Genomic DNA, 26,796 nt, shown 5'->3' on the forward strand with positions numbered 1-26,796 from the left:
CTGCAATAGCTGTGAACCGGCGCGGCAAACGCTTCAGACAGGGCACGGACGCCGCGATCCACGCCGTTGACCAGTATATCAAGCATCAGGAATCCCTTTTCAGCACCACTTGTTGAATGACCACGCCGCGCGGCGTCTTTGCCGTGGACGCGCGGCAGACAAGGACAGTTGCAAGAAGTTTTTGCGTGCTTTCCACTCCCTGGCTGGATTCGTAGGAAACAATCAGGGGAAACTCGATTTTCCATGTGGCCCTGCCGTCCACCAGACCGGAAGCGATGATGACCGGCGCGCGCGTGGCGACAGCGGACGCGGAAAGCCGTTTGTCCCGGATCATGTCCAGGATGCCGGAACCTTGCAGGGAAGCGAGGAAGGATTTGAACGCCTCGTCCTCAAAGTGCGGTCTGATGCTTTCCAGCTTTTCCCGCCATTCCAGAAAGTTGAGCGACATGGCTCCGGTAATGGCGCTTGAGACCCAGGTCAGCAGCCCCTCCTGCGTCAGCAGCGGCTGATCCAGCGGAACCATCGGCGCGAGCCGCAAGTCCTGCGTGGCCGCGAAGTAGCGCGGCTTCGGCTGGTTCAGGAGCAGCAGCGCCGAGAGGGAAACGCTCAGGCAGAGCGCCGCGACCAGACACAGCGAGAGCTTCATGGAACGGCGAAACTGCGTCCTGTACCAGTCCAGACCGCCGATGACGGCGGCGGCATCCGGGGCGGGCGGCTCCGCATGAATGGCGTTCATGCCCTGTTCCGGCTCCTGCGGCTTCGGGGCGTCTTTTCGTTTCTTGAAGATGCTCATTTCATCGCCTCACGCCTACAGGCCGAGTTCATCCATGCCGGAGGTCTGGTCAGAGCCGAAAAGGGTGGCGGAACCGGAACCGAGGAGTTCTCCCAGACCGAGCGCCAGAGCGCCGATGATCACTTTGGTCAGGCCGCCCGCATAGGTGCTTTGCCCCTGATTTTTCACAGCTTTATACATGTCCACGGTTCCCCACGCGGCCATGCCCACTCCGGCGGTATAGCCCGCCATCGTGATGCCCCTGGCGACCCCCTTGGAGTTGTCGGCAATGTTCTGGCCGATTTCCCCGAAGGTGACGGCGGCCTGCACGATTTCGGGCGCAAACAGCCAGACGGAGGCCATGCCCATGAAAGCGGCGGTGAGGCGAACGGGAGATATGGAAAAGGTATTCTTGTCGATGGTCATGGTTTTTCTCCATTAGCCAAGGAGCCTGGCTATATATGTTTGCACGTCGCCTCCTATGGTGGCTCCGATGCCGCGCAGGAAGGCGACGAGATTGACGGCGAGTATTCCGCCGAAAAGATGGACGATACCCCGACTGAGGTTCGCGGGTTGATTGGGCGTGTCGCGCATGAGACACAGCCCCCGCGCAATGCCGATCAACCCGACTGTGGCAATGGCGTACACCGCAAACTGGATGTAAACGGAGCCGGGCGAAGACGGCGGGCTGTAGCTCAATGACTGCTCGGAACTTTGATTGAAAACCGTCATGGAGAGGGAATCCATGAGCGCGGGCAGGTTCAGGAGCAGCACGGCGCAGACGAACGTCCAGACCGCTGTGGAGCGGTTGAAGCGGTGTTTGTGACTGATGGCCTGCCCCAGTGAAACCACGGCAAAGACAAGCCCTGCCAGATAGGCCAGCCGGACAAGCACCGGCCACCATTGCTGCACATGCGGGATGACATTGGCGACGTAATTGTCCATGTCGTTACCTGCTGCGTTCGTTTTCTGCGGCATTCTTTCGTTGTTCTCTCTTGAGGATGCCACAGGTTTTGATCCGGAATTTCTTGCATCGCGTATGAACCTGAGTGTGTGACAGGCCAAGGAGCGATGCTATTTGCGCCTGAGTCATGCCTTGTGCGGCCAATATGGCGACATTGCCCGCTGATGCCGCAAATTTCAGTTTTTCAATATGTTTCAGATCATATTCGGAATTTTTGTATTTCATTTTGTATTCAAGCATTTCACTATTTTCTTTCTGAAGATACAGAAGTTCAGCAGCCTGCCTTGCATTGACCTTTTTCATCTCCATGATTTCATCAGATGTTATGAATTGAAGCTCTGTATACATACGCTTCCATTTGTCGCTTTGCGTTGCGAAAAACGACAAAAGGATAAATACGCCTGCAATTCCAAATAAAATGGGAAACATGTTCTGGTCGGTAATAATGAAGTAGCAGTCCGCTGGCATGACGATTCACTTTTCCTTTTTGACGTTGACGACGAGGACGCCTACGGGCGTTCCGCTTGCCAGCCGGACGGTCGGCGGACGGTCAAAGCCCTTTTCAAAGATTTTCCCGGCCTTTTCGCCCACCTTTCCGGCGGCTATCCATGCCTGATCGCTGAGACTATATTCGTTCCAGACCATTTGATCCGTGGCGTCATTGCCGTAGCCGTAGATGGTGCTTTGCGCGCCGCTGTACCGCTTGGCGCTGCCCAGTCCCTCAAGAAAGGCGGACGCGATAAGGCCACCCCAGCGGCTGAAGAAATGGGTATTCACGGAACTGGCGACCGAGGCTTCCGAAGTGGACGGGTCAACGGCGTAGGCTTCAAGCTGGACGGTTTCGCCGGAGGGCAGAACCGCGCGATTGAAGGCCAGGACAAGGCGTTCGTCATGCCGCTGGAAGCCGCCCATCAGCCGCGCGTTGCGGTATGCGCCGGAGGTGACTGTGGCCAGCACGGCGGACGGCACATCCGAGTTCACGCCCACATCCATGATGGCATAGAGCAGATCGCCCGGCTTGAGCGTTACGAATTCTGGCGTGTTCGCGGGCGGTGCTGTTTCCTGTATTGCCGCAACAGGCGTGGCCGCCGGAGCTTCTTCGGAGAACTCGCGCAGATAGACAATCTTGCCTTCGCCCACGGCAACGGCGGACAGTTTGGTGTCCAGGGCGTCCAAATCCTCCATCATTCGCTTGAGCATGGCGTTGTCCGTTGCCTGAGTACGGACAGGAGTAGTATGCACCGGCACGACAGGCGGCGGGGCCGGGCGCGTGTCTTCCTTCTTCACGACCACGGGCCTCCGCTGTCCCACAGGCGTGGGCACAAAACTTTCGCCTTTCTGAAGCGCGGCATCGGCTTGCCGGGCATCATGCTTTTTGAGCTTGTCGTTGTATTCATCAGAGCCTTCGCCGCCCGCCCGTCCCGTAATGGATTCGGATCGCGCTGAAACCAGCCTGGCGCTGGAAGAGGGCTTTTCCGGCGTGAAAACCACAAAGGCGGCAAAAACAACCACAACCGCAAGCGCCGTCCCCAACAGGCCGAGCATGATAACGCGACGTTTGTTTTCAGTGCTGGTGAGGTTCATGCTTACCCCTTACTGACCGCTGCTCAGGACAAAAGTCTGAATCTGACCGTTGACGGAGAGCATGATGCGCGTTGTGGCAGGCGTCTCGTAGCAGCGGGTATTGCCCGCGCCGCTGACTACCGCGCTCCAGGCTGGCCACATCAGGGAGTTGCTTGTCCTGATGTAGTGCTTGCCGTTGTATTTCCAGATGCCGACTTTTTCAGATCGCGGTTCCATGCGAATCCGCATAGCTCCCTCCGGCGGAACCCGGTCAAGAAAGGCCAGCATGGAGGAATCCGTCGTTTCCCTGATGTCCTTGAGGACGGGAACACTGGCCTTCGGACCGTGATGGGCAAGCCGGAACAGGACAAGCGCGTCCGCCTTGCGCTCCGGCGAGCGCACGGAATCCGACTCCAGCCGGACGACCAGCGGCATGTCCCGGCCTTCCAGCGTCACCACAATAGTGGACGTGGCGTAGCCCTGTGTGGGCATGACATTGAGCAAATTCCCATCAGGCAAGTTGGGACGCAGCACCTGAAAGGAGGAAGGCCCACCGTTGGTTACGGATGTAATGGGCCAGGGTTGCCCCGTGGAATCATGGAACACCAGCGAAGTGGCAATATTGGCCGTGGTGAATATCGGTACAGGCGAATGACCCGGCTCCAGAGATACGCTTACCGTGCGCGTGTTCAGATCAGGGGACACCGGCAGGAGAGCGCGTTCACGCAGATCCGACCGCTCGCGATATTCCTGAATCTGCCCCTGATCCAGCGGCATCATCTGCCGCAGGCTTTCCTCGAACAGGGCTTGCGCGTCCTCTTTCTTTTCCCCAGGTGCGGAGTTTGGCGCTCCGAGTTCCGGCTGTCCGAGAACAACGGTTTGCTGATTCGTTGCGGGCGGCGTAGGCTCACTGGCCAGGGCGGGTTGCCCGGAGAGTGCCGCCAGCACCAGAAGACACACTGTTTTTTTCACGACAAATCCTTTATGCGTGAGCGATTGCGGCGCACTCGGGTTGTTCCCCTCCGGGGAAAAAGCGCGGGACAGACAGGTTCCTCAAAATGTCTCCCACCGAACGGCGGGGAGTTCCGGCTTCGCGCCGGGCGTTCAGCGGCTGATGTTTCGTGAGTAAATCCGTCGTCTGACGGCGGCGTTTGAACTCGTTCAGAAACTCGACAATGCCGAGGGGATTGTCTGGTGGAACATCGGCTGCCGAGGGCGCACGATTCTGGGAATGCAAGTACTGCCAGATGCCGAAAGGCATGGCATCATTGGCTATGGGCGGGAACTCCGCCGCAAAGGCATCGAACAAGGGCCGCAGTCGCGCTCTTTTTGCTTTCTGCTGTTCCTTCAGGCGCTGTTCCCGTTCTTCGAGGGCACGAAGAGCTTGAAGTGTAGACTGATCTTGTGCCGCCTCGGCCAGTTCCGCAGGAGGAAATGGATCAAGCCAGCGTTGTCCGCGCAGCCAGTTGCCCATTTGTGGCACAAAGCGGCCCTGCTCGCGCTGCCAGCTTTTTGAGTCCGCGAATCGCCGTATCGCGGCATGAAGTTCCGGGAGCGCCGGAAGCTGGCCGCTTCGCAGAAGTTTAAGCCAGGCCATTCGGGCGAAGCCCTTGGCCTCCTTTTTGGGGTACAAGGCCCAGGTATTTTCAAAATCACGCAAGGGAGAAGACACGCCCCCCGCCGCAGGCGCTCCGGGCGTGCGGCGGACAGGACTTGCCGCCATTTCTCCCCGCGCATGGGGGGAAGGGGGGGATTTTCTTTCTTTTCGTTGTTTGTTAAGATTGGTTAAGTAGCCAGATTTTGCCTCATGACAGCCAGCTTCTGACTGCTTGTGGGCAAGTTTTGTCTCTTGTTTTGCGACAAGTTCCTCAGGCCGCAAGAGATAATAAACGGAAGAACGATATTGCTCACGCCTGATGGAAATGAGCTTTTCTCTGACAAGTTCGCCAAGGTAATTTTTGATGCTGCTGATGCTGCATGACAGGCGTTTGGCAAGTGTAGCCTGAGACGGCCAGCAATGGTCTTTTTCGGCGGCATAATCGCATAAGATCGTGTACATGGTCTTTGCTCCAAACGTGATCGGTTTTTGCAAGACAAACAAAGGTAGAATCGGGCCGTGAATCTTTCCTTTTGGCGAAAAAGTTTTCATTTTTTTCTCTTTGCCCAGGAAAAAGACAAAAACAGCAGATTCGTTGTTGACAACGAGGAACCTTCCGGCTATCGTTGTTCTCACGTTACATGCGTAAGAACATCAGTTCTGCAATGAAGCCGTTGAGTTGCCGCTCAGCGGCTTTTTTTGGCTTTCTCTGGACGGCCTTTTCCCCAGAGAGGATCATGGGGAGAGTTGACGATGATGGCCTGAACGTGGGCATCACGATCACCGCAGGCGGGCACCTGGAAGGCACGCCGTCCCAAGACAGCGGAGCTTGAGCGGAGGAGACCGGCTATGTGGGAGTTTCTGAAAGGAAGGAGGACGGAGAGGTATGCCGTATATGAAAAAAACTCCGCCCGACCATGCCGCGGGACACATGGCCGGGAGGAGTTCATTGCGGATAAAAAACGCGCTCAAATCCAAAAAAATGGTATTTTTTTTGGATTTTTTTCTGATTTCAATAACTATCAGTAACTTATGGTGAAAATGAAGAAGAAGGCAAAAAAATGGATAAGAAAATGGATAATCAACCGGGGGATCACCAGGGAATGAAACGCCAATGGCAGGCTCCGGGATTTTCCTATATCTATATGAAATTAAAGAAAATGTATCGTGAGGGCACTCTAGGGATTTATATATGAGTGACGCTGAAAGTCCCTCACATATTTCCATGAATAAAAGTCAAATTGCTCCAGAGCAGATTACCTTTGACTTTTTATGAAAGTCAAAGGTGGCATTCAGGCGAAAAACGCGGTTTTCGCCTGAATGTACGCCGCGTTGCGGCGGCTGCCGCTTTCGCGTCAGCAGAGCATTTTCAAAGAGAAAATGCTCTAATAAAACGCTCTAAAGGAAAAATTCTGACCGATTGAGCTACAAATTGTGCGAAAAACTCTGGACGTTATCGACAGATTTTCCGGCACGCGAGGGCGAGCGATCGCGCAGGGCGGAAGACGTCCAAGGCTCAGGCCGGATCAATGGGCATGGGGCTCGTTGCCCAGAGGATGCACATGCATGTGAGCGTGGGCAAGGGAGGGCGCACAGCCGCTCAGCCGACCATTGACAATGGTCAGATACTCAGTGGAAGTCTGGGCCAGAAATTCCCAATCGTGCGAAATAATGATCCGGGCCGTGGGAAGAGCGCGCAAAATGTCGATGAGCCGCTGGCGCGCGTCAGTATCCAGGCCGTTGGTGGGCTCATCCAGCAAAAGCGCTTCAGGGTGCATGGCCAGTACCGTGGCCAGGGAGATCAGCTTTTTTTCCCCGCCGGAAAGGCGATGGGTCAGGCGCTGCTCAAAACCCCGGAGCCCGAGGTATTCCAGGGTTTCCAGGGCCCGTTGCCGGGCTGCCTGCGGCGCAAGCCCCAGGTTCAGCGGGCCGAAAGCCACGTCTTCAAGCACTGTGGGAAAAAAGAGCTGATCCTCCGCATGCTGGAGCACAAAACCCACTTTGCAGCGCAGCTCGTAGAAGTCCTTTTCGCCGTGCAAGACCTTTCCATGAAAGCGTATCCGACCCTGTTGCGGCCGCGCCAGGCCGGTAATGCAGCGGAAAAAGGTGGTCTTGCCGCTGCCGTTGGGGCCATAGAGGCCAACCTTTTGGCCCGCAGCAAGCGCAAAGCTTACGTCGCGCAGCACGTCCCGCTTTTCCTCGTCCTGGACATAGCTGAAGTGAACATGCTCCACGCTGAAAATATCCGTTTCAGACATGCGGGCCCCCGGCTGAAAGCTCCGCCCAGACGATGCCGCAGAGGCAAAGCGCCAGGCAGGCCACGAAAAGCGCGTCCACAGGCCGCGCATGAAACTCGGTCACGGAGCGGAAGCGGCCCTGAAAACCGCGCAACAGCATTGCTTCGCGCACGCGCAGGGAACGTTCGTAACTGCGCACCAGCAACAGGCCCAGAAGCGAGGCCAGCGTGCGGTAGGTATGCAGATTGCTGCGCGGCCTGAAACCCCGCAGCCGGGCAGCCACGCTGAGCGTCTGCCATTCATGGGCGATCACATGCACATAACGGCCCGTGAACAGAAAAAGAAAGACCAGTTTGGGCGGGCAGCGCAGGCGCTCCAGGGCGTATCCCGCGGTGGGCGAATCCATGCTGGCCACAAGGGCCAGAAAAACGCAGAGGATGGCGTTGGATTTGATGCTGACCAGCAGGGAGAGGCGCACGCCCTCGGCGCTGATCGAGAACATGCCCCAACGCGCCAGGCTTTCGCCGGGCATGGTCAGGGGCGTCACGCACCAGAGAAAAAGCACAAAGAGATTCACTGCCGCCACGCGCCGCGCCAGCGGCAGCAGGGGCGGCCGGGCGGCCGCCAGCAAAAGCGCGCCGAGCAGCAGCCCCAGCAAGGCGGCCGTTACGCTGTGCAGCAGGGCCAGGCATACGGCGGTGGCTGCTGCCAGGGCCAGGCGCACACGCGGATCAATCCGCTGAATGGGGGAAGCGCGGACAAAGGGTTGATCGAACACTGTCTGCCCTTATCCCCGCCGTCCCCTGAAGTAAAGGCCCAGGCCCGCCAGTCCCAGCAGCCAGCCCAGGCCGCCGATGATTTCCGTCAGGCCCGGCCCGGCGCTGCGCTGCGCGGCCAGGTCGCGTTTGAGGGGCGCGAGCTTGGCGTCCAGGGCGGCGTTGACGATGCGCTGCACGTCGGCGGGCGTGGCGCAGGAGCCGGGCAAAGCGCCCGCGCCCTGGGCGGAAGAGGGAGCAACGGCAACATCCGCGCTGCCCGGCGCGGGAGAAAGCGAGGCGGCGGCTGTGGCAGGAGCCGCCGCCTCAGCGGCCGTGGGTGCGGCGTTGAATTCCGAGGCTTCCACGATCCATTGATTCTGGTGGCCCTCTCCGGCATTGATCTGGATGCGCAGGTCATGCCCGGCCGCGCGGGCCGCCTCGGGCACGGCAAAGCGGAATTGGCCCTGGGCGTCGGTGATGCCTTGCAGCAATTCCTTTCCGTCCATTGCGTCGTAGACGGCAATGCGGCCGCCATTGACTTTGGAGCTGCCGTTAAAGGCGCATTCCACCACGATCTGATCTCCTTCGGTCCAGGCGAAAATATTGACCCGGTGGGCCAGGGCCAGGGCGGGCAGCAAAGCCAGCGTCAGGGCCAGCAGCGGCGGAATTGTTTTCAGCAGCCGGGAAAACACAAAAAAACGTGCGGCAGGCATGGCATGTTCCTCCCTAGAGCAGATTACCTTTGACTTTTTATGAAAGTCAAAGGTGGCATTCAGGCGAAAACGCGGTTTTCGCCTGAATGTACGCCGCGTTGCGGCGGCTGCCGCTTTCGCGTCAGCAGAGCATTTTCAAAGAGAAAATGCTCTAGAGCATTTTTTGATTGAAAATATTCATTTTCAATCACTTCGCCGCCATCATTTCCCCGCAAGCGGGACAAGCGCCTGAAAAGCGTGATTTTCAGGCTCATTGCTTCAGCCGTTGCGACGAAGGAAGCTACGGATGAAGACAGCAACTGGTTACTGCGACAGCCAGCCAACGCAACCGCTGTCGCTATCCGTAAGCAAGCAAAGCTTGCTAACGGCTACCGCCGGCGCGGGCGTCCGCTCCCGCGGCCGCCAGAGCGGTTGCCGTTTTCAACAGCAAACCGCTCTAATAACGGCAAACATGTTCATACCCCGGATGCGCGCAGCAGTTCCGGGCGCACGCGGGCGATGAAGGAAACCGTAAACATGGTGATCAGGCCTTCAACCAGCATCACGGGCAGATGAGCCAGCAGGAGCAGTTGCGCCGCGGCCAGAAAGCCTTCGTTGGTGAAAGCCAGGGCAAGGGCCGTAAAAATGCCGGCTCCGGCCACGCCCAGCGCGCCGCCGCAGAAAGCGGCAACGCGCAGGCCGTTCCGGCCGGGCCAGGCGCGCGCAATGGCGCGATAGCAATACCAGGCGAGCACCCCGGCAAAGCTCATGGTAAAGGCGTTCACGCCCAGGACCGTGAGCCCGCCGTACTGAAAAAGCAGGGCTTGCAGGGCCAGGGCCGCGAGAATGGCCGGAAAGGCGGCCCAGCCGAGCAAAACGCCCAGCAGCCCGTTGAGAATCAGATGCGCGCTGGCCGGGCCCACGGGCACATGGATCAAGGAAGCCACAAAAAAGGCGGCGGCAAGAATGGCCACGGTCATCAAGCGGTCGTACTCCAGCCCGCGCAGCCCCACGGCCGTGCCGATCACGGTCAGAACCGCGCCTGCGCCGAGTACGGCCGGGGAAAGAACGCCTTCTGCAATATGCATGTCTGTTCCTTGCGCGCAGGCCTTGCGGGCTGTGTTGCCACAGCCAGCCAGGGCGCGCGCCTGCCAAATGAAGGTGAAAGCCAGGCTGCCCGGCCCGAGCTCGCCCGCGCGTCTTTCGCATGTCCGGACGCAGCCGCTCAGCCTGCGACCGCCTTCTGCTCCGAAGCTCCGCGCTTGCGCTCTCCGCTCCGCGCAGACCTCGCAGCCGCGCGGAGCCGGTTCAGCAAACCGCTCTAGTTGGTTTTAGGGGCCGTAAACTCCAGCCAGAGCACAGCGCCCAGCTCAACGTCCCTGGGTTCACCCTTGTAGTCTATTTTTTCCCTGGCCGTGTTCAGCGCCGAGAAACCCCACCAGCCGGCCCAGGGCACGCCATAGGAAAACACGCCGTTTTCATCGGCCTTGACCACCTGAGTGACGAAGTATTCATTGGGCGCCTGATGACTTTTCTTCTTGTTGTAGCATTCCACTTCCACTTCCGCGCCGGGCACGGGCTTGCCGTCCAGAAGCACCCGGCCCTGAAAGACGTTGCCCGCGTAATTGGCGAAAGGCCGGGTCAGCGGAACAATTTCGGTCTTCAGGCCCAAAGGCTCATCCCAGCCTTCCTCGTTGCCGAAAGCCGCCACCACGGTCTTGGCGTAATGGATGATATAGCAGTTCTCTGCGGGTTCGTAATACGGCGCGGGCTCCACGGCGAATTGGTAGACGCCCGGTCTTTTCACCTTGTACGCGGCCTGCCAGGCCTTATGGCCCATGATGGAGGCAGGCTTGAGGCTTGCCTTCAGATCTTCCGTCCTGCCGCCCATGCTCACGGTGAAAGCCTTGGGCTCGGCCATTTCCATGCCCTGCATTTCCATGGGATGCGAAAAAGAGATGGCGAGTTTCAGATCCGCGTCTTTTTTTTCCGTCACTGTGGAGGCGGAGGGAATGAGCATGCCGAAATGGGCCTCGGCCCGGGCGACAAAACAGAGTACAAGAGCCAGGCTCGCGCAGCAGATTTTCCACATGGTAGCGTTTCCTTATGGCAGTTAATGTTGTGGCTGCGCTGAAAGAGGCGCGCCTGCCGCCCGGTCTGCACAGCGCCAACGGCTGCCCGCACCGATGCGCATCTGCCCGCGGTTTTCAAGGATTTCAAACCAGGCGGCGCGCCGCGACGGCCTTTACTTGGTAACACAAAATTTAAAAAAGTAGCAAGAGGGAAATTGCGCCGGGCCGAAAAAAAGACGGCTGCGTACAGAAAATCAAGACGGCGGCAGGCAGCTTCCAGGCCTTGAAAAAGGCGACAGCGTGCCTGATTGCCGGCTGGAGGTTGAAAGCTCGCAAACCCCGTTCTGCGGGATTTGCGAGCTTTCTGAAGAAGTGTTGCGCAGCAGAGTTTTTTTTCGGATTTGCGCTGCCTACTTGGGCAGCATACCCGCGTAACTGGCGCTTTTGACGTTCTTTTTCACGAATTCCAGGCCTTCCTTGCGGGGTGAGCCGGCTATGCTGGTCACCAAAAAGGCGTCGCCCTCGGTGGCAACCCAAACCCGGGCCGAAATGTTCTGTTGCATGAAGGTGAAGGTATACTGGCCGTTTTTTTCCACCGGCGGCTTTTCGGACTTGAACTGCTCAGCAAACATGCCTGCAATGCTTTTGGCGTCAACGCCGCCGTTGGGACCGGCGACCAGGGTCACGGAAAGCGCGCCCGAGGCCTTGGCGAATATCGCGGTGCTCACGCCCTGGTTTTCCGAGGGGGGCACGGCTTTCCAATCGTCAGGCACATTGACGGTAAAATACTGGGTCGTAACCTCTTCAGCCAGAGCGGGCACGGCCAAAAGCATCATGAACACTACGGCCATAAATTTTTTCATCATTATAAACATCTCCTGATAGGACGCGTCGGTAAAGTCTGGCAGTCAGGGCTGCGCGGCTGCGGGAACCGCTTTGCTCCGTGCCAGGGCCCCGGACGCCGGGCCTGTTTTCTCCTATCGGATACGGTATAAAAACACAAGGCTGCTTTCGCCGGGCGTGCCCGCGGATTTTCGCCTGCGGGCAAAACCGGCCCGGCCCCTGCCCGGTGAAAACGCCTCAGACCGCGAGCGCCTGCGCCAGATCCTCCAGAATGTCGTCAATGTGCTCAATGCCTATGGAAAGGCGTACGGTATTGGGGCGGATGCCGGCTTCGGCCAGTTCCGCCGCGTTGAGCTGGCCGTGCGTGGTGGAGGCGGGATGGATGACCAGTGATTTGGCGTCCGCCACATTGGCCAGCAGGGAAAAAATCCGCAGCCGGTCGATGAAGGCGCGTGCCTCCTGCGCCCCGCCTTTGATCTCCACGGTGAAGATCGAGCCGCCGCCCCGCGGGAAATACTTTTTATACAAATCATGGCTCGGGCTCTGCGGCAGGCTGGGATGATTGACCTTTTCCACGCGCGGGTGCCTGTGCAGAAATTCCACCACGCGCAAGGCATTGCGCACATGGCGCTCCACGCGCAGGGAAAGGGTTTCCAGACCCTGGAGGAAAAGAAAGGCGTGCAGAGGCGCGAGCGTCGCTCCCAGGTCGCGCAGCAGCACGGCCCGCGCTCTGAGCGCGAACGCGGCCGGGCCCCCGGCCTGCACAAAACTCAGCCCGTGGTAACTCTGATCCGGTTCGCTGAATTGCGGAAATTTTCCCGAAGCCGCCCAGTCAAAGCGGCCGCCGTCCACAATAACGCCGCCCAGAGCCGCGCCGTGGCCGCCGATGAACTTGGTGGCCGAATGGACCACGATATCCGCGCCGTGCTCCAGGGGGCGCAGCAGATACGGCGTGGCGAAGGTATTGTCGATGACCAGCGGAATCCCCCGGCTGTGGGCCAGCCGGGCCAGGGCTTCAATGTCCATGATATTGCTGTGGGGATTGCCCAGGCTTTCAATAAAAACGGCGCGGGTTTCCGGGCGGATGGCTTTTTCAAAAGCGCCGGGCTGGTGCGGATCGACAAAACTGGTGCTGATGCCCCAGGACTTGAGCGTATGCGCAAGCAGGTTATATGTGCCGCCGTAGAGCGTCTTTTCCGCCACAATATGTTGCCCCGCGCCTGCCAGATTCTGCAGCGCGCAGCTCACCGCGGCCGCGCCGCTGGCCACGGCCAGGGCCGCCGCGCCGCCTTCCAGGGCCGCCATGCGCCGCTCGAAGGCCTCCTGGGTGGGATTGGTCAGCCGGCCGTAAATATTGCCGGCATCCTCCAGGCTGAAGCGGGCCTGGGCGTGTTCGCAGTCCCGAAAGACGAAGGAGGCAGTCTGATAGACAGGCACGGCCCTGGCTCCGGTGGCCGGGTCGGGTTGTTCCTGACCGGCGTGGACCTGAAGCGTTTCAAAGCGCAGGGAAGAGGTTGCGGTCATCGGGTGCTCTCTTGTGGATGCGGGGAGCGGCCTGTACAACCGGGCCGCAGGGTTGGAAAAATTTTCATAGTTATTAAGTATGAATTGAGTACGTTATGTGCGCGGGCCTTGTCAAGCCAAACGCGCGGGCCGCCCCCAAAAGAATCGCAGACTGCATGGCTGAGCCAGTGCTGGCAAAAACCGTCTGCCCCGCAACAGCACTGTCTGCCGTGCGATATGTCGCGGCACTCACCCGTTCCGGCGTTGAAGCCCCTTGCCCTGCGGCGCAGGATGCGCGGCGTTGCGGTCACGCGGCGTGCGACGTATCATGCGACGTCCGAAACACGGGCGGCAGGCCGGGCCGCCACAGCAAGCGAGGCACAATCATGAAAGCGGAAATCATTTCTGTGGGCACCGAGCTCTTGCTCGGTCACACTGTGAATACCGACGCGGCCCATGTGGCGCGGGAGCTTTCCGCCCTGGGCGTGGATCTGCTCCATGCCCATACGGTGGGGGACAATGCCGGGCGGCTGGAAGCGGCTCTGCGCGAAGCCCTGGAGCGCAGCGATCTGGTGATTACCACCGGCGGCCTGGGCCCCACGGACGATGATCTGACCAAGGAAACCGTGGCCCGGGTTGCCGCTGCCCCGCTTGTGGAACATGCGGACAGCCTGCGTCGCCTGAAAGAGTATTTCGGCACGCGGCCCATGAGCGCCAACCAGCGCAAGCAGGCCTTTCTGCCGCGCGGCTGCGTGGCCTTTCCCAATGCCGTGGGCACCGCGCCGGGCTGCGCCGTGCCGCTTGCAAAGGGGAAAACAGTTATTCTGCTGCCCGGGCCGCCTTCGGAGCTGCTCCCCATGTTGCGCGACAGCGTTGTGCCTTTTTTGCAGCAACGGACCAACGAAGTCATAGCTTCTTTCATGGTGCGCACCTTTGGCATCGGCGAAGGCGCGGCCGCGGAGCGCATTGCCGATCTCACCGGGGGGGCCAATCCCACGGCCGCCACCTATGCGACCGGGGGCGAGATGTTCGTGCGGGTTACGGCCAAAGCCAAAGACGCGGCCTCCGCAGCGTCTTTGGCCGCGCCTCTGGTGGAAGCCGTGCGCCGTCGCCTGGGGGATGTGGTGTACGGCGTGAATGTAACCGGCCTGGAGAGCGTGGTGGTGCCGGAGCTGATCCGCCGGGGCCTCAGTCTGGCCACAGCCGAATCCTGTACCGGCGGGCTGCTGGCCAAACGGATCACGGATCAGCCGGGCGCGTCCGCAGTTTTCGGCGTGGGCCTGGTGACCTACGCCAATGCGGCCAAAACCCGTCTTCTGGGCGTGCCCGAGGATCTGTTGCGCGCGCAGGGGGCCGTGAGCCCGGAAGTGGCGCGGAGCATGGCGGCCAATGTGCGTGCGCGCTATAACAGCACCTTTGGCATCGGCATTACCGGCGTGGCCGGACCGGACGGCGGCACGCCCGAAAAGCCCGTGGGCCTGGTGTACATTGCGCTCAGTGACGAAAAGGAAACCCGGCTGCGCGTCATGCGTCCCCAGGGCCGCTACCTGGGGCGGGAATGGACGCGCAGCAGAGCGGCAAGTCATGCCCTGGACTTGTTGCGGCGGCGGCTTTTCGGTCTGCCTTCGGAGCCGGACTAGAGCATTTTCACTTGGAAAATGCTCTGCTGACGCGAAAGCGGCAGCCGCCGCAACGCGGCGTACATTCAGGCGAAAACCGCGTTTTTCGCCTGAATGCCACCTTTGACTTTCATAAAAAGTCAAAGGTAATCTGCTCTAGAGCATTTTCACTTGGAAAATGCTCTGCTGACGCGAAAGCGGCAGCCGCCGCAACGCGGCGTACATTCAGGCGAAAACCGCGTTTTTCGCCTGAATGCCACCTTTGGCTTTCATAAAAAGTCAAAGGTAATCTGCTCTAAAGTTCGCCTGCGCCTGTCTCTGCTGTCGTCATCCGCAAGGCGGCACAGCCGCCAACGACTGCCGTTCTGCGGCCGCGCGGCACGGCTTCTTACAGGACAGGCTTGCGGCTGCGCATAATGGGCGCGCCCAAATGCATTTCATGCATGATTTGCGGCACTTCAGCGGCCCTGGCCGCATCACCGCGCAACAGCACGAATACCAGATACAACTTTCCGTCGCGCTGCATGCGGGTGCGGAATCCTCTGCCCTCCAGACGCTGGCGCAGGGCGTCGACGCTGTCCTCATCCTTGAAAGCCGCCACTTGAAAGACATAATCAAACATGGCGGCAGGATTTGCGGCCTGGGGCCGGGGCATTTCTCCGGCAGCGCCGGGGGCGGGAACAGCGGGTTGCGCGGTTGCCGGGGGGATTGCGGGCCGGAAAGCAGGAGCTGCCGCCGCGGCCAGGTCAGCCCCGCCGCCCTGAGCAGCTTGCGGCCCGCCCGCTTCCCGCGCGGCAGCCTCGCCTGCTCTGCCACGCAAGGCGAGAGCAAAACGCAGCTCCTCAGGAGCAAGTATCTGCGGGTCTTTTTCAGGAGTCTCCCGCGCCGCGGCCGCATCACCATCCCGCGAATCTCCGGCCGCTGCGTGGGCGGCGGGTTGCAAGGCAGCGGCGCTCTGGCGTGACGAATATGCGCGCCCGCTCATGACTCCTGCCACATAGGCCAGGACAACGGCCGCCAGGACCAAAAAACACAGCGTCAGAAGCGACGAGAAACGCAGGGGCGTGCTGCGTTCCGGGTTCTGGTCTCCCGCGTTGGGCTTTTTTGTGACAAAAGCCATGTCTCTACTCTGCCTCCGATTGCCGTTTCCTGCCGCCGGAAGGGCGGAACGCCTGCTTGCCGTAAGCTTTTCGCTGCGAAACATAGCAACAGAGCGCAGAAGCGTAAAGCGCGCAAAAGCCGTGGCTGTTTTGGGGCATGCACGCTGCGCCTGCCCAGGAGCGCGGCTTGACAAGCGCCCCCCGGACATTGCTAAAGTGCAAGCCTCACCACCGCAACCGGAGCTTGCCATGAACCTCTTGCAACGCCGTTTCAGGCTGTTTTTGCTCTGCCTGTTTCTCTGTGCTCCGAGTTTGGCGCCGACTCCGGCCGCCGCGGAAGATGCCGCCTTGGCAATCAGCAACCAATCCAGCGGCGATTTGCTCAATATTCGATTCACATCCAGGAGACGTGTTTTTTTTGTGCGTCTGGACATGCAGCCCGGCGGCCAGGATGAAATCGAAAATCCCGGCGGCACAGCGGATCTGCGTCTGGACACGGGCCTGGCGTTCTGCTCCTTCAAGGCCGTGCCCCTCGGGCAGACGCGCCGCCTCACCTTTTGCGGCGATCATGCCGCCTGTCTGATTCTGGACATGCGCAACAAGAGCAGCCGCCATTTCAGCGGCACGGTGCAAAGCCTGCTGCCGGGACCGGACAGCAGGCCGGTTTGCGCGCTGGATCAGTTTCGCCCGGGCATGAGCATGCGCGAAGTGTGCGGGCTGCTGCCCCCCGACCCGCCGCGCGACGACAACGACGCCGTGCTGGCAGGTCTGGGTTTCGCCGGCCTGACCTGGGCTGCCCGCCTTTCGCCGGGGCAGCCGCCCGCCGGGGGCAAACCGTCCGCGCAAGGGCCGGATCTCCTGGATCATCTGGAACTGCGGCGGCCTCTCACTGCCGAAAACCTTGCCGTGCTGCTGCGCAGCCTGTACGCCCAGGGATACAGGCCCTGGCAGGCGGAACTGCCCGGCCTGGATATGGATTTTACCGAAATGACGGCTCTGGAGCCGGTGAAGCAAAAGGATATTTTACAAAAGGCCCTTGACTACTTTCTTGCATCCGGCCGTGGCGAAGCCACGATCATGCTGGCGCCCGCCGCCATGCTGCCCGCTCTGGCCAATGCCGACGCGCCGCAAAAGGATGTGCAGTTGTTTACGTTGACGTTGCGGCAGGCTTCCCGCACGCTGATTGTGGACGTGGCCGCGTATGCGGCAGGCGAAGGCGGTCGTTGAAAAGACGGAGCCTTGCAAAGGCAGCCTGCCCTGCTCTAATTTCATTAGCAAAACGCTCTAAAAGGGTCACAGCAGCGTTACGACGCTTTCTTTGCCGCGCGCATTTCGCGCAGCCAGGCATACCAGCTCTCAAGGCCCGCCCCGCTGCGGCAGGAAAGCTCAAAGACGGCCAGATCCTTGTTCAGCCTGGTGGCAAAGGCGCGGGCGCGCTCCAGATCAAAGTCGACATGGGGCAGCAGATCAATCTTGTTCAGCACCAACGCTTTGGCCAGATTGAAGAGCAGGGGATATTTTTCAGGTTTGTCGTCGCCTTCGGCCACGCTCAGCAGAGCGACCTTGGCATCCTCGCCGCAGTCGAACTCCACCGGGCATACCAGGTTGCCCACATTTTCAATGAACAGAATATCCAGCCCGGCCAGATCCAGATTGTCCAAGGCCGAGAGAACCATATTGCTGTCCAGATGGCAGCCGCCATCGGTATTGATCTGCACGGCCTGCGCGCCGGTGGCCGCCACCCGGCGGGCGTCGTTGTCCGTCTGCAAATCGCCCTCAATGACCGCCATGCGGAACTCGCCGGCCAGATCGCGCAGGGTGCGCTCCAGAAGAGCCGTCTTGCCCGCGCCGGGAGAGCTGATCAGATTCAGGGCCAGGATGCTGCGTTCACTGAGCCGCCGGCGCACCTGCGCGGCCATTTTTTCATTGGCTTCCAGAACATTGCGGACAACGGGAATCTGCATGCGCTTTCTCCTCACTGAAAGAAAAACAGCCGTCGCAAAGGGGGCTGTTCAACAAGCTTGCGTTTTCTCCTCCGGCAGCGAGAAGCGAAATACCGGCTGAAAACCGCTTCTCCCGGCAACCTCTGGAGAGATAAAAATCTTTTCCCCGACTTCAGCGGGCTTCCAGATGACTCAGTATCAATTCCTTGCCCTGCTCCACAACATGCCCGAATTGCTCCCCGCAGCCCGGGCACGGCTGCAAAAGGGCCTCCTGGCCTTCACCGCCAAAGATCTCGCCGCAGAACGGGCAGCGCAGACGCAGGGGCAGGCGGACCAGTTCAAGGCGCGCACGTTCATGGGGCGTGCCTTTGATCAGCGCCTCAAAACACAGCTCCAGAGATTCCGGCACCACGCCGGCGATCGCGCCGTATTCCACGCGCACCACTTCCAGACGGCTACAGTTTTTGGCGGCTATTTCTTCTTCCGCCATACGCAGAAGGCTTTGGGCAATGGTCATTTCGTGCATTCCTTACGGTACTCGAAAGGCCCTGCCGCGTAAAGGGTGCGGGACAATCTTGCCATTCGGCGCAAATGATGTACATTTTACGCATGCGTCCACCCAAATATTTAGGCGTGTACTCTTTTGCCTCCGTCAAGGCGGACGGTCCGCGCAAAACGCTTTTCTTCGTCTGGGAGCTTGCGTCGCAGGAGTACGCCGTGCAGCAGTTGGACAAGGCCTTTCAGCCCATGTCCACGCCGGAACGCGTCAGCGCGGCAGACTTTGCCGCCCGCTTCAGGTCCGAGCCAACCATCCTGGCCATGCCCGTGACCATGCTGGATATTCGCCATCTGGCGGATGGGCCTCAACCCCAGGTTTCCGCGCCCGGCCAGCACGACCCGGACCTGGAAGATGCCCGCGTGCGCGCCCTGGAAGCCGCGCGCAGAGCCAAACAAATTGAGAGCGGCCTGCGCGAGAGCTTTCGCAAGGCTCTCTTGCGCCTGAAACGCCCGCGGGAACGCCAGGCCGCGATCCTCGCCCTGGAGCAGCTTGCGGCTTCCAGAGAAAATATTATGCCGACCCACAAGCATATGTTCCGCGATTTCGGGGTCAAACTGCGCAAAAGCTCCCAGCCCGAATTGGCTTTGCTTTTCGGCAAACGCGTGCTTGAACTGGCTCCGGAGGACGACCACGCGCACTTTAATCTGGCCCGCATCCTGTGCGCGCTGAAATTCTATGATGAAGCCGCCGCCCACATCCACATGGCCATGCGACTGGACGCCGATGAAACTCTTTACCCCCGGATGCTGGCCCAGATCAGTAAGGAAAAACAGCTTCGGCCCGACAAGAGCCACCCCTTGCGGGCTCGTTGAACCGCCGAAGCGCAGCAACGCCATTTCGGCAGGAGCCTCACGGCATGAATAAAGTTATTCTCAGTCTTATTCTGGCGGTCTGTGTGCTGGGTATGGCGCTGATCATGCTTAACGAGCGCCTGGGCCGCAAATCCGAACCGGCACCGGCCCCTGTGGTGGAATCCGGCGCGCCCGCCTCTCCTGAGGGCAACGCAGGCCTGTCCACGCTGCCGTCTGAGCAGGCTCACAACGCTCTTTCCTCTCCTGCGGCTCCAAGCCGGGAGCAAGACCGCCAGGAACCCGCGCTGCCGCCTCTGCCGCCTCTGCCCGTTGACCCGCAGGGCGGACAGAATGCGCCCATAGTGGAACGTGACGTCCCCCAGGCTTTGCCGCAGGAAAGCACCATGCCCGGACCTCAGGCCGACGCGGCTCGCCGTGCCGAACCGCCTGCTGTTCCGGCCGCGGAAAAGACGCCTGCCGAAACTCCTGCTGCGCAGCAGAAGAAAGCCGACCTGCCGGCCCAGGCGGAAAAAGGCAAAGCCGGGAAAAGCAGAGCTGAAAAGCCCAAAACGGAAAAGACGGCAAACAACAACGCCCCCGCCGTGGCAAAAGCGGCAGGCGGAGAACGCAGCATCAGCCGTTTTGTGATCTTTGCGCGCGATAAAGGGGCCACTGTGCGCCTTGTGGGTTCCGTGCCCATCCGTTACAAAACCATGGCTCTGACCAACCCGGAGAGGCTTGTGGTGGATCTGGAAGGGCAATGGCAAATCAAGGCCCCGGGCGTGCCTGAAAATGTCCTGGTGCGCAATGTGCGCATCGGCAAGATGGCGGACAAAACCAGGGTCGTCATTGATTTGTCCGAAAAACCCGCGCGCACCCGCTTTGTGCTCTCCAAGGACAGGAATACCCTGGACGTGCGCGTGGATCAGTAAGATCCGCCTGATCCGCGGTCCTGCCAGGGCGGAAGGCTCAGCTTTTTGCCCGGCTAGAGCCTTTTCAAAGAGAAAATGCTCTAGGCCGCGCACATTTTTCCGCAGGGCGAAAGAGTGCGCAGCAGGCTGAGCAGATCCGTCACCCCATGTCGGCGGCAAGCCAGATAGCAGCTTGTATATTCGCGATGCGTGAGCCGGGCGGCGAAAACAGGGTAGCGTCGTTCCCGGGCGGCAAAGGGCAGGCCCAGCAGCGGCCCCAGGGCCGGATGGATGGGCAGCCAGAAATCCTCCTGCGGATGAACGTAGGTTCGGCGCGCGTCTTCCGGCAGACGGCCCAGACCAAGCAGACGCAAAAGGCAGTCCGCCACGTGAAAGAGTAAGGTTTTGCCCGGATGGTTGACTGTGATGAACAATTGCTCGTCTCGCCAGCGCTCGCGCAAAAGCGACGCGCAGCGAATAGGGGCATGCGCTTCCTTGGCCTCCTCGCGCGTCAGCGAATCCTCGGCCACGGCCGCCACGTCGCCCAGCAATGCGGGATCGCCCCGCAGATAGAGATGCAGAACCTCCTCCGGGGCCAGACCCTGGGCCAATAAACGCTCCAGCAGACTGTCCGCGAAGTTGACGGCTTTTATGGCGTTGGTCCAGAATGGCCAGTATCCCTTGAAAAAAAGATTGGGAATTTCCACAACCTGACAGGAAGGTGAAAGACGCGGCAGGAGCTGCTCGGTGGAAAGCGCGCCCCAACGCGGGGCAAGACGCTGATACAGAAAAAGCGCGCACTGTTTCAGATCCGCTTCGGCAATGCTTTGGCGGGTGTAGTTGACATACTGCCGGATGCGGAAAAAGCGGCTGAAGGCCGGGCTGTTTTCCAGCAGCGGGCGCAAGGCGTCACCCTGGCAGTTGGCGTGCAGAAGACAAAGGGCCGATGGCATGAAATATCCGTCAAAAAAACATTTTTGCCGGAATCCTGCACAGATTATGCCAGAAAGCGACAGGTGGACGGAATGTGCCGCCACGGCGCCGACAGGCGCTCTGTGGGCAGCTCCCTGGCGGCATTTTCAGGCGTCCGGCATTTCCAGATAGGTGGCAGTCTGGCTGCCTTTTTCCGAGACGCTCACGCTGAAGAGGCGCACGGCCCGCGCCTGGGGATCAGCGCTGTGAGCCAGCCGATGGGCCACATTTTGCCAGATGTGGCGAGCGAGATTCTCCGAAGAGGGATTGATGCGCTCAAAGGGCGGCGTTTCGTTGAGAACCCGGTGGTCCAGCTCCTGCAGGGTCTCCTTGAGCGCGCTTTTGAGCGTTTTGAAATCCAGCAACAGCTCGGTATCCGGTGTCAGGCGCTCGCCCTCTACCGTCAATTCCACGGCGAAATTGTGGCCGTGCAGGCGTTCGCATTTGCCCTGGTAGCGGCGCAGGGCATGCCCGGCCGAAAATTCGTCGCGCACCGTAAGGCGCCAGAATTGCCGCGCCATCAGGACAAGATCCAGTAGACTATCAGGGCCGAGATGAAAACAATGATGATAGCCAGGACAATGCGGGCGTTCTGGTTCCATTCAAAGCCGGGAGTCTCGTCATCCAGTTCGGCATCGCTGACGGATGTGGACGGCGGGCTGAAGATGCGTTGCAGCCAGGAGGAAAAGGACATGGTTCTCCAGAAAAAAGATTGTTGCGCGATTACGATGCTGTTCGCCCCATATTACTGAGAGGCTGTTTTTTTGTCAAAAGGTGCGAGAGGGCCGAAAATCATCAGCCCCCAGTACCAGGCAACACCTGAAACGAAGTGTTCAGTCCCACTGCGCCCCTTTCGCTTGCGCCTTGCGCCCGCATTCCGTACATTGGGCTGGAGCCTTTGCAGGCTTCATACCGCACGCAAGGAGAAAGCCATGAAAGTTCTTTTGCTCAACGGCAGTCCGCACCCCAAGGGCTGCACGTATACGGCCCTGTCAACCGTGGCCGACCAGCTTGAAAAAAACGGTCTGGCCACGGATATTTTGCAAATGGGCAACAAAGCCGTGCGCGGCTGCATTGCCTGCGGCAAGTGCGCGAAAACCGGCTACTGCGTGTTCACCGACGATGCGGTCAACACGGCCATTGACAAGCTGCGCGAGGCCGATGCCTTCGTGGTGGGTTCGCCGGTCTATTATGCCGGGCCCAACGGCTCCATCTGCGCCTTTCTGGATCGGATGTTCTACCTGAAAGCCGCGCCCTACGCCTTCAAACCCGCAGCCGCGGTGGTCAGTTGCCGCCGGGGCGGGGCCAGCGCCTCCTTTGACCGACTCAATAAATATTTCACCATTGCGCGCATGCCCGTAGTTTCCTCCCAGTACTGGAACTCCGTGCACGGGAATACCCCGCAGGAAGTGCTTCAGGACAGGGAAGGCCTGCAGATCATGCGCACGCTGGGCGACAATATGGCCTGGCTGCTCAAGTGCATTGCCGCAGGCAAGGCCGCGGGCGTGGCCTGTCCGACGCCGGAACCCTGGGAGCCTACCAACTTCATCCACTGAGGATTGCGCGCAAAGCAGGATTTTTTCGCTGCCGGGCAAAAAATCCGGGCTGAGGGCGCAGCTCCGAAGCCGGGCCCGGCATCAGGACACATCCGGCCTTTGCACATGACAGAGGCGGCCGGCGCCCTGCGCTTTATGCGGTACAGGGCGCCGGCTGTGCTGTCTTTGATCCGCACAGGCGATTCTGCCGCAAGAGCAAGGGCGAACGCGCGGCGCCGTGCCAGACAGTCTGAAGAGCCTTCTGGCGCCGCAGCGCGCACCCTTGCATATTTTCCAAAAATACGTACTCTTACATAAACAGTCCGGCATGCCTGCGGTATACGCGCGCCTATGTGGCGCTGCGTCCGTCTTTGCTCTTGCAGGTTTCGGCATGCCTGCCGCAAATTTTTCGCGGTGGTTCCTTCGGACCACCCCACAAAAGGATTTTCATGACCACTGACCAGGATTTTTCCGGGGCCGCGTCTGACGCTTCCGCCCCCAATGCGCCGGACAGCGCAAGCCAGGACGCCCCCAAGCCCAAACGTCGCACTTCTTCCCGCAGATCTTCAAAAAAACCTTCCGATGCAGTCACGCAGGAGTCCGCCGAGGTCGGCAACAGTGCCGCCGAGGCTGTGGAAGTGGCTTCCCAAAGGCCCAAAACTTCCAAATCACGCGGCAACCGGGCACGCGCCGCTGCGACGCCCGACGAAAATACGGCAGAGCCTGCGGCCAGGCCCCGGCGTTCCACGGCGCGGCGCGCCCAACGCCCCAAAACCGCGGCAAAAACCGACACAGAGACAGCGCCGGCCGCAATGCCTCTGCCCCCGCCCGAACAAGCCCCAGAGGGCGATACCCAACAACTTTCCACCCCTCTTGCGCCGGATGGCAAAGCCAGGCCCACGGCTCCGAAGCGTGCCCGCGCAAGCGCGGCCCGCGGCGCTCGCGGCAGCCGCTCCAAGCAATCAGAAAATGAGCAGCCGGCCCCGCCCGAAGCGGCAGCATTGCAGGAAGTCGAATCCGGGACAGTGGAAAGCCGCCTCAGCGAAGCGCCTTTGGCTCCCGTGGAAAACGCGCCCGCTACGCAGGATGCGCCTCCGTCCCAGGCTGTGACGGCAGACGATGCAAGTGCTGCAACGCCGGACGAGGCGGCGGCCATTGATGCGTCGGAAGCATCCGCCGCAACGGATGAAAACGGCGAGTCGCCCAGGCGCAAAAGCCGCCGGGGCCGCCGGGGCGGTCGCGGGCGCAGCCGCAAGACCAGGCCGGCTGACGCGGACGAGGCCGCAGCAGATGCCGTGAGCGAAGCTGTTGCCCACAGTGCGGATGATGACGCGGATATGCCGGCGGAAGAGGCCGCCAGCCCCGACGACGGGGCACAAACGGCTCACGCCCGCGCCAAAGCGACAAAAAGCCGTGAAACCCGGAGCGTTGACGATGAGAGCGGGACGAACGCCACAGCGCGGGCTGCCACGGCCAGGGCCAAGGCGGACGCCGCGCCCGGCAAACGGCGCATGTTCATCAGCGTGCTGCCCGGCGAGCAGGTGGAGGTGGCCCTGGCCGAAGAAGGTCAGGTGCTGGAATACTACCTTGACATGCTCCACCAACGCAAAATCAAGGGCAATATTTACAAGGGCGTCATTCACAATATCGACACCAACCTGCAAGCCGCCTTTGTGAGTTACGGCTCGGGCAAAAACGGCTTTTTGCAGATTGACGAGATTCATCCCGAGTACTGGCTCGCGCATCACGAGCCGGCCAAAGGCAAAAAATTTCCGCCCATCCAGAAGGTGCTCAAGGCCGGGCAGGAAGTGCTTGTGCAGGTGGTCAAGGAGCCCACAGGCAACAAGGGCGCGTTTCTGACCACCTGGCTTTCGCTGGCAGGACGCTTTCTGGTGCTCACGCCGGGTCAGGAACAGATCGGCGTTTCGCGCAAGGTGGATAACGACGAGGAACGCAGCCGCCTGCGTGATCTGATGACCGGCATTGATCCCGGTCAGGGCCTGGGTGTCATCGTGCGCACGGTCAGCGCCGGCACGCCCAAGACCACGCTGAAAAACGATCTGCAATATCTCAAACGCCTCTGGCGCGACATCCGCAAAAAAGCCACCGAAGTTTCGGCCCCGGCCCTGGTTTACCAGGAACCCGGCCTTTCCGAGCGCGCGGTGCGCGACTACCTCACGGACGATGTGTGCGAAATCTGGGTGGACAATGAAGAGGTCGCCCAGTCTATCCGCGATACCGTCAGCCTGCTTTTCCCGCGCAAAAAGGATCTGGTACGGCTGCACGACGACGTGCGCCAGCCCATGTGGGAACGTTTCAGCCTTCGCCGTCAACTCGATCAAATCTATTCCCGCGAAGTGCTCTTGCCTTCTGGCGGTCGCCTGGTCTTTGACCAGACCGAAGCGCTGATGGCCATTGATATCAATTCCGGCAAAATTTCCGGCAAGGGCAATTTTGAAGCCATGGCCCACAAGACCAATATGGAAGCCGCGGAAACCATTGCCCGCCACCTCAAATTGCGGGATGTGGGCGGGCAGGTGGTCATTGACTTCATCGAAATGCGCGAAAAAAAACATGTGCTGGAAGTGGAAAAGACCCTGCGCGCCGCCATGAAAAACGATCGCGCGCGGCACGACGTAGGCCGGATGAGCTCCTTCGGCCTGCTGGAACTGGTGCGCCAGCGCACCGGCTCCTCGGCCCTGGCCATCACTATGGAGCCCTGCCCGGCCTGCGGCGGCACGGGCCAGCGCCGCAACCTGGAATGGCAGGCCCTGCAGGCCCTGCGTGAACTGCGCCGCACCTTGCGCGCCGGTTCCAATCAGAAATGCGTTTTTCAAACCAGCCCGGAACTGGGCCTCTATCTGCTCAACCACAAGCGCGACAGTCTGCGCGAAATGGAGCAGGATTACGGAAAATGCCTGGAAATAGCGATCCGCGCCTGAACGACGCGGCCTTGCCGGATCAGACCGCAAGCTCGTCCTGCCCCAGGCCCTCCGGGCATGGTTTTCGCTCGGATCAGCGCGGCCCCAAGAGCCTGCTCTTGCATGTCTGCTGCGGCCCCTGCGCGATCATGCCTCTCAGCCGCCTGCTGGACGAGGGCTTTGCGCTCACGGCCTGGTTCATGAATCCCAATATCCACCCCCTGACCGAATACCTGCGCCGCCGCGAGGCAGCCGGGGAATGCGCCGCGCGGCTGGGCGTGGATATTCTTTACGCGGACGAAACCTGGGATATTACGGCCTGGCTGCGCGCCGTGGCCGGCCGGGACGTGCCGCCGTCGCGTTGCGCCTTCTGCTGTGAAAGCCGCCTTGCGGCCGCTTTTGCCAAAGCGCGGGAGCTGGGCTTTGCCTGGGTGAGCACCAGCCTGCTCTACTCCCGTTACCAGCCGCATGAGACCATCGCTGCGGCGGGCCAGCGCCTGACGCAAACGTATGCGGCCAGGCCGGAGAACAGTGAGGCTTGCGACCGAGGCGGCCCTGCCTTTCTCTATCGGGATTTCCGCACAGACTGGCAGGCAGGCATTGACCGTTCCAAGGCCTGGGGCCTTTACCGCCAGCCCTATTGCGGGTGTGTGTACAGCGAAGCGGATCGCTACCGCAAACGGCTTGTCCGTTTGACGCAGCACGCTGCCAGGCAGTAGCGCCTATTGTTTTTGAAACGCTCGCTCCGGCGCGTAACGGCGAAAGTAACTTTGGCCTGCGCCTGGCTCTGCTGTCGTCATTCGTAAGGCGGCACAGCCGCCAACGGCTGACGCGCGCGGGCGGGCAGGGCTTCGCCCTGCCAGAGCGTTTAGCTGATTTCATGAGCAAAATGCTCTAATTGTTATGCCAGGATAACTTTTTGCTTGACCTGGCGCGCGCTTTTCCGTAAGAAACATTCTGTCTTCACCATTCCCCGATAGCTCAATCGGCAGAGCGGGTGACTGTTAATCACTAGGTTGGCGGTTCAAGTCCGTCTCGGGGAGCCAATTCCAAATCCAAGGAAGCCCCACAAAGCCCAAAAGGCCTTGTGGGGCTTCACTTTTCTCCTTTTTGACGCTCCACGGCCATCCGGTAACGTCTATCGACATACCGACCGTCAGGTCGGTTGTGAGCTGTCGCGCAAAATGAGAATTTTTTTCACGATAAATGAGAACGTGCCGGGGCATTTTTTACGCTCTGGCACGTTCTTTGTATATGGCCTCAATCCGCGATATGGCCTCAATCCGCGTTGCCCGCGTGTGTCAGAGCATACACAAATCTAGCCCTCAATTATCCATCCCACAAAGTCTCCGAACCGGAAGACCTCTACCGCGTCCTCGCCAAGTTCGCCGGGGTACAACGGGCGTTGTATGCCGGAGAGGGCAAGCTCCTTGCGCACGATGGA

32 protein-coding genes and 1 tRNA gene are annotated in these 26,796 nt (G+C 60.3%); 12 read left to right on the plus strand and 21 right to left on the minus strand.

The window, feature by feature from the left end; all coding sequences use genetic code 11:
* Nucleotides 1-85: 85 nt before the first annotated feature.
* Genes G7Y52_RS11055 through G7Y52_RS11085 form a run of 7 tightly spaced genes read right to left on the minus strand, consistent with a single transcriptional unit; the run spans nucleotide 86 to nucleotide 5,532 of the window.
* Entirely contained in the window at nucleotides 86-793 is a 708-nt protein-coding gene (locus G7Y52_RS11055; RefSeq protein ID WP_165071859.1) for a DotI/IcmL/TraM family protein, read from the minus strand.
* Between the two features lie 15 nt (nucleotides 794-808).
* Nucleotides 809-1,198, minus strand: a complete 390-nt coding sequence (locus tag G7Y52_RS11060) for a hypothetical protein (protein WP_165071861.1) — start codon at nucleotides 1,196-1,198, stop codon at nucleotides 809-811.
* Between the two features lie 12 nt (nucleotides 1,199-1,210).
* Nucleotides 1,211-1,717, minus strand: coding sequence for a hypothetical protein (locus G7Y52_RS11065; RefSeq protein WP_165071863.1), 507 nt, complete (start codon nucleotides 1,715-1,717; stop codon nucleotides 1,211-1,213).
* A 4-nt stretch (nucleotides 1,718-1,721) separates the two neighbouring features.
* On the minus strand, nucleotides 1,722-2,204 hold the full coding sequence (locus G7Y52_RS11070; protein WP_165071868.1) for a helix-turn-helix domain-containing protein: 483 nt from the start codon (nucleotides 2,202-2,204) through the stop codon (nucleotides 1,722-1,724).
* Between the two features lie 6 nt (nucleotides 2,205-2,210).
* Nucleotides 2,211-3,320 carry a DotG/IcmE/VirB10 family protein gene (locus G7Y52_RS11075; protein WP_165071871.1) on the minus strand — a complete coding sequence of 370 codons (1,110 nt, stop codon included), beginning with the start codon at nucleotides 3,318-3,320 and terminating at the stop codon, nucleotides 2,211-2,213.
* A 9-nt stretch (nucleotides 3,321-3,329) separates the two neighbouring features.
* Nucleotides 3,330-4,271 (minus strand): DotH/IcmK family type IV secretion protein, encoded by a 942-nt coding sequence (locus tag G7Y52_RS11080; RefSeq protein WP_165071875.1) that lies wholly within the window; start codon nucleotides 4,269-4,271, stop codon nucleotides 3,330-3,332.
* Nucleotides 4,272-4,281: 10 nt separating this feature from the next.
* On the minus strand, nucleotides 4,282-5,532 hold the full coding sequence (locus tag G7Y52_RS11085) for a helix-turn-helix domain-containing protein (protein WP_165071878.1): 1,251 nt from the start codon (nucleotides 5,530-5,532) through the stop codon (nucleotides 4,282-4,284).
* Nucleotides 5,533-5,745: 213 nt separating this feature from the next.
* On the opposite strand from G7Y52_RS11085, the gene G7Y52_RS15015 reads away from it, so the two are divergent.
* Together G7Y52_RS15015 and G7Y52_RS15020 are read left to right on the plus strand one after the other, a co-directional pair.
* Nucleotides 5,746-5,925 (plus strand): hypothetical protein, encoded by a 180-nt coding sequence (locus G7Y52_RS15015; RefSeq protein ID WP_206215274.1) that lies wholly within the window; start codon nucleotides 5,746-5,748, stop codon nucleotides 5,923-5,925.
* A 233-nt stretch (nucleotides 5,926-6,158) separates the two neighbouring features.
* A complete protein-coding gene (locus tag G7Y52_RS15020) occupies nucleotides 6,159-6,320 on the plus strand; it encodes a hypothetical protein (RefSeq protein WP_206215275.1) in 162 nt (53 codons plus the stop codon).
* A 102-nt stretch (nucleotides 6,321-6,422) separates the two neighbouring features.
* On the opposite strand, the gene G7Y52_RS11090 is transcribed toward G7Y52_RS15020, so the two are convergent.
* The 8 genes from G7Y52_RS11090 to G7Y52_RS11125 form a co-directional block, all read right to left on the minus strand.
* A complete protein-coding gene (locus G7Y52_RS11090) occupies nucleotides 6,423-7,154 on the minus strand; it encodes an ABC transporter ATP-binding protein (RefSeq protein WP_165071881.1) in 732 nt (243 codons plus the stop codon).
* Complete coding sequence (cbiQ, locus tag G7Y52_RS11095; RefSeq protein ID WP_165071884.1) at nucleotides 7,147-7,911, minus strand: cobalt ECF transporter T component CbiQ; 765 nt, start codon at nucleotides 7,909-7,911, stop codon at nucleotides 7,147-7,149. The genes G7Y52_RS11090 and cbiQ overlap by 8 nt, the downstream gene beginning before the upstream one ends.
* A 9-nt stretch (nucleotides 7,912-7,920) precedes the next feature.
* Complete coding sequence (locus tag G7Y52_RS11100) at nucleotides 7,921-8,604, minus strand: cobalamin biosynthesis protein CbiL (protein WP_241159716.1); 684 nt, start codon at nucleotides 8,602-8,604, stop codon at nucleotides 7,921-7,923.
* 59 nt (nucleotides 8,605-8,663) lie between these two features.
* Nucleotides 8,664-8,858, minus strand: a complete 195-nt coding sequence (locus tag G7Y52_RS11105) for a hypothetical protein (protein WP_165071887.1) — start codon at nucleotides 8,856-8,858, stop codon at nucleotides 8,664-8,666.
* Nucleotides 8,859-9,059: 201 nt separating this feature from the next.
* Nucleotides 9,060-9,671 (minus strand): cobalt transporter CbiM, encoded by a 612-nt coding sequence (gene cbiM, locus G7Y52_RS11110; protein ID WP_165071890.1) that lies wholly within the window; start codon nucleotides 9,669-9,671, stop codon nucleotides 9,060-9,062.
* Nucleotides 9,672-9,904: 233 nt separating this feature from the next.
* Nucleotides 9,905-10,675: a DUF4198 domain-containing protein gene (locus G7Y52_RS11115; protein WP_165071893.1), complete on the minus strand. Its 771-nt coding sequence runs from the start codon at nucleotides 10,673-10,675 to the stop codon at nucleotides 9,905-9,907.
* 390 nt (nucleotides 10,676-11,065) lie between these two features.
* The gene (locus tag G7Y52_RS11120) at nucleotides 11,066-11,521 is read right to left on the minus strand and encodes a hypothetical protein (RefSeq protein ID WP_165071896.1); all 456 of its coding nucleotides are present in this window, start codon (nucleotides 11,519-11,521) and stop codon (nucleotides 11,066-11,068) included.
* A gap of 214 nt (nucleotides 11,522-11,735) precedes the next feature.
* Nucleotides 11,736-13,022, minus strand: a complete 1,287-nt coding sequence (locus tag G7Y52_RS11125; protein ID WP_165071898.1) for an O-acetylhomoserine aminocarboxypropyltransferase/cysteine synthase family protein — start codon at nucleotides 13,020-13,022, stop codon at nucleotides 11,736-11,738.
* 365 nt (nucleotides 13,023-13,387) lie between these two features.
* Here G7Y52_RS11125 and G7Y52_RS11130 point away from each other — a divergent pair, with 365 nt between their 5' ends.
* From G7Y52_RS11130 to G7Y52_RS11140, 3 genes are read left to right on the plus strand one after another with little or no spacing between them, the layout of a single operon-like run.
* A complete protein-coding gene (locus G7Y52_RS11130; protein ID WP_165071900.1) occupies nucleotides 13,388-14,641 on the plus strand; it encodes a competence/damage-inducible protein A in 1,254 nt (417 codons plus the stop codon).
* Between the two features lie 11 nt (nucleotides 14,642-14,652).
* Nucleotides 14,653-14,895 (plus strand): hypothetical protein, encoded by a 243-nt coding sequence (locus G7Y52_RS11135; RefSeq protein WP_165071903.1) that lies wholly within the window; start codon nucleotides 14,653-14,655, stop codon nucleotides 14,893-14,895.
* A complete protein-coding gene (locus G7Y52_RS11140) occupies nucleotides 14,792-15,037 on the plus strand; it encodes a hypothetical protein (RefSeq protein WP_165071905.1) in 246 nt (81 codons plus the stop codon). The genes G7Y52_RS11135 and G7Y52_RS11140 overlap by 104 nt, the downstream gene beginning before the upstream one ends.
* On the opposite strand, the gene G7Y52_RS11145 is transcribed toward G7Y52_RS11140, so the two are convergent.
* The gene (locus G7Y52_RS11145; protein WP_165071907.1) at nucleotides 15,009-15,740 is read right to left on the minus strand and encodes an SPOR domain-containing protein; all 732 of its coding nucleotides are present in this window, start codon (nucleotides 15,738-15,740) and stop codon (nucleotides 15,009-15,011) included. The genes G7Y52_RS11140 and G7Y52_RS11145 overlap by 29 nt on opposite strands.
* Nucleotides 15,741-16,140: 400 nt before the next feature.
* Between G7Y52_RS11145 and G7Y52_RS11150 the strand changes: the two genes are divergently transcribed.
* Complete coding sequence (locus tag G7Y52_RS11150; protein WP_241159717.1) at nucleotides 16,141-16,947, plus strand: peptidoglycan glycosyltransferase; 807 nt, start codon at nucleotides 16,141-16,143, stop codon at nucleotides 16,945-16,947.
* Nucleotides 16,948-17,024: 77 nt separating this feature from the next.
* Here the strand turns inward: G7Y52_RS11150 and hypB are convergent, their stop codons facing one another.
* Together hypB and G7Y52_RS11160 are read right to left on the minus strand one after the other, a co-directional pair.
* Entirely contained in the window at nucleotides 17,025-17,684 is a 660-nt protein-coding gene (hypB, locus tag G7Y52_RS11155) for a hydrogenase nickel incorporation protein HypB (protein ID WP_165071909.1), read from the minus strand.
* Between the two features lie 151 nt (nucleotides 17,685-17,835).
* Nucleotides 17,836-18,180, minus strand: a complete 345-nt coding sequence (locus G7Y52_RS11160) for a hydrogenase maturation nickel metallochaperone HypA (RefSeq protein ID WP_241159718.1) — start codon at nucleotides 18,178-18,180, stop codon at nucleotides 17,836-17,838.
* Nucleotides 18,181-18,272: 92 nt separating this feature from the next.
* On the opposite strand from G7Y52_RS11160, the gene G7Y52_RS11165 reads away from it, so the two are divergent.
* Nucleotides 18,273-19,034: a tetratricopeptide repeat protein gene (locus G7Y52_RS11165; protein ID WP_165071913.1), complete on the plus strand. Its 762-nt coding sequence runs from the start codon at nucleotides 18,273-18,275 to the stop codon at nucleotides 19,032-19,034.
* A gap of 44 nt (nucleotides 19,035-19,078) precedes the next feature.
* Nucleotides 19,079-19,945: an AMIN domain-containing protein gene (locus G7Y52_RS11170; protein WP_165071916.1), complete on the plus strand. Its 867-nt coding sequence runs from the start codon at nucleotides 19,079-19,081 to the stop codon at nucleotides 19,943-19,945.
* Between the two features lie 80 nt (nucleotides 19,946-20,025).
* Here G7Y52_RS11170 and G7Y52_RS11175 read toward each other — a convergent pair whose 3' ends face one another.
* The 3 genes from G7Y52_RS11175 to G7Y52_RS11185 form a co-directional block, all read right to left on the minus strand.
* Complete coding sequence (locus G7Y52_RS11175) at nucleotides 20,026-20,877, minus strand: WcbI family polysaccharide biosynthesis putative acetyltransferase (protein ID WP_165071919.1); 852 nt, start codon at nucleotides 20,875-20,877, stop codon at nucleotides 20,026-20,028.
* A gap of 126 nt (nucleotides 20,878-21,003) precedes the next feature.
* The gene (gene queD / locus G7Y52_RS11180) at nucleotides 21,004-21,417 is read right to left on the minus strand and encodes a 6-carboxytetrahydropterin synthase QueD (protein WP_165071921.1); all 414 of its coding nucleotides are present in this window, start codon (nucleotides 21,415-21,417) and stop codon (nucleotides 21,004-21,006) included.
* On the minus strand, nucleotides 21,417-21,590 hold the full coding sequence (locus tag G7Y52_RS11185; RefSeq protein WP_165071923.1) for a hypothetical protein: 174 nt from the start codon (nucleotides 21,588-21,590) through the stop codon (nucleotides 21,417-21,419). The genes queD and G7Y52_RS11185 overlap by 1 nt, the downstream gene beginning before the upstream one ends.
* Nucleotides 21,591-21,828: 238 nt before the next feature.
* Between G7Y52_RS11185 and G7Y52_RS11190 the strand changes: the two genes are divergently transcribed.
* The 4 genes from G7Y52_RS11190 to G7Y52_RS11205 all read left to right on the plus strand — a co-directional run bounded on the left by G7Y52_RS11190 (nucleotide 21,829) and on the right by G7Y52_RS11205 (nucleotide 26,398).
* Nucleotides 21,829-22,452, plus strand: a complete 624-nt coding sequence (locus G7Y52_RS11190; protein ID WP_165071925.1) for a flavodoxin family protein — start codon at nucleotides 21,829-21,831, stop codon at nucleotides 22,450-22,452.
* Between the two features lie 428 nt (nucleotides 22,453-22,880).
* Nucleotides 22,881-25,373 carry an Rne/Rng family ribonuclease gene (locus tag G7Y52_RS11195; protein WP_165071928.1) on the plus strand — a complete coding sequence of 831 codons (2,493 nt, stop codon included), beginning with the start codon at nucleotides 22,881-22,883 and terminating at the stop codon, nucleotides 25,371-25,373.
* Complete coding sequence (locus G7Y52_RS11200) at nucleotides 25,346-26,071, plus strand: epoxyqueuosine reductase QueH (protein ID WP_165071930.1); 726 nt, start codon at nucleotides 25,346-25,348, stop codon at nucleotides 26,069-26,071. The genes G7Y52_RS11195 and G7Y52_RS11200 overlap by 28 nt, the downstream gene beginning before the upstream one ends.
* 251 nt (nucleotides 26,072-26,322) lie before the next feature.
* Nucleotides 26,323-26,398 (plus strand) — tRNA-Asn (locus tag G7Y52_RS11205).
* Nucleotides 26,399-26,796: the final 398 nt, after the last annotated feature.

The sequence above is a fragment of the Desulfovibrio sp. ZJ200 genome (assembly GCF_011039095.1).
Lineage (GTDB): Bacteria > Desulfobacterota > Desulfovibrionia > Desulfovibrionales > Desulfovibrionaceae > Desulfovibrio.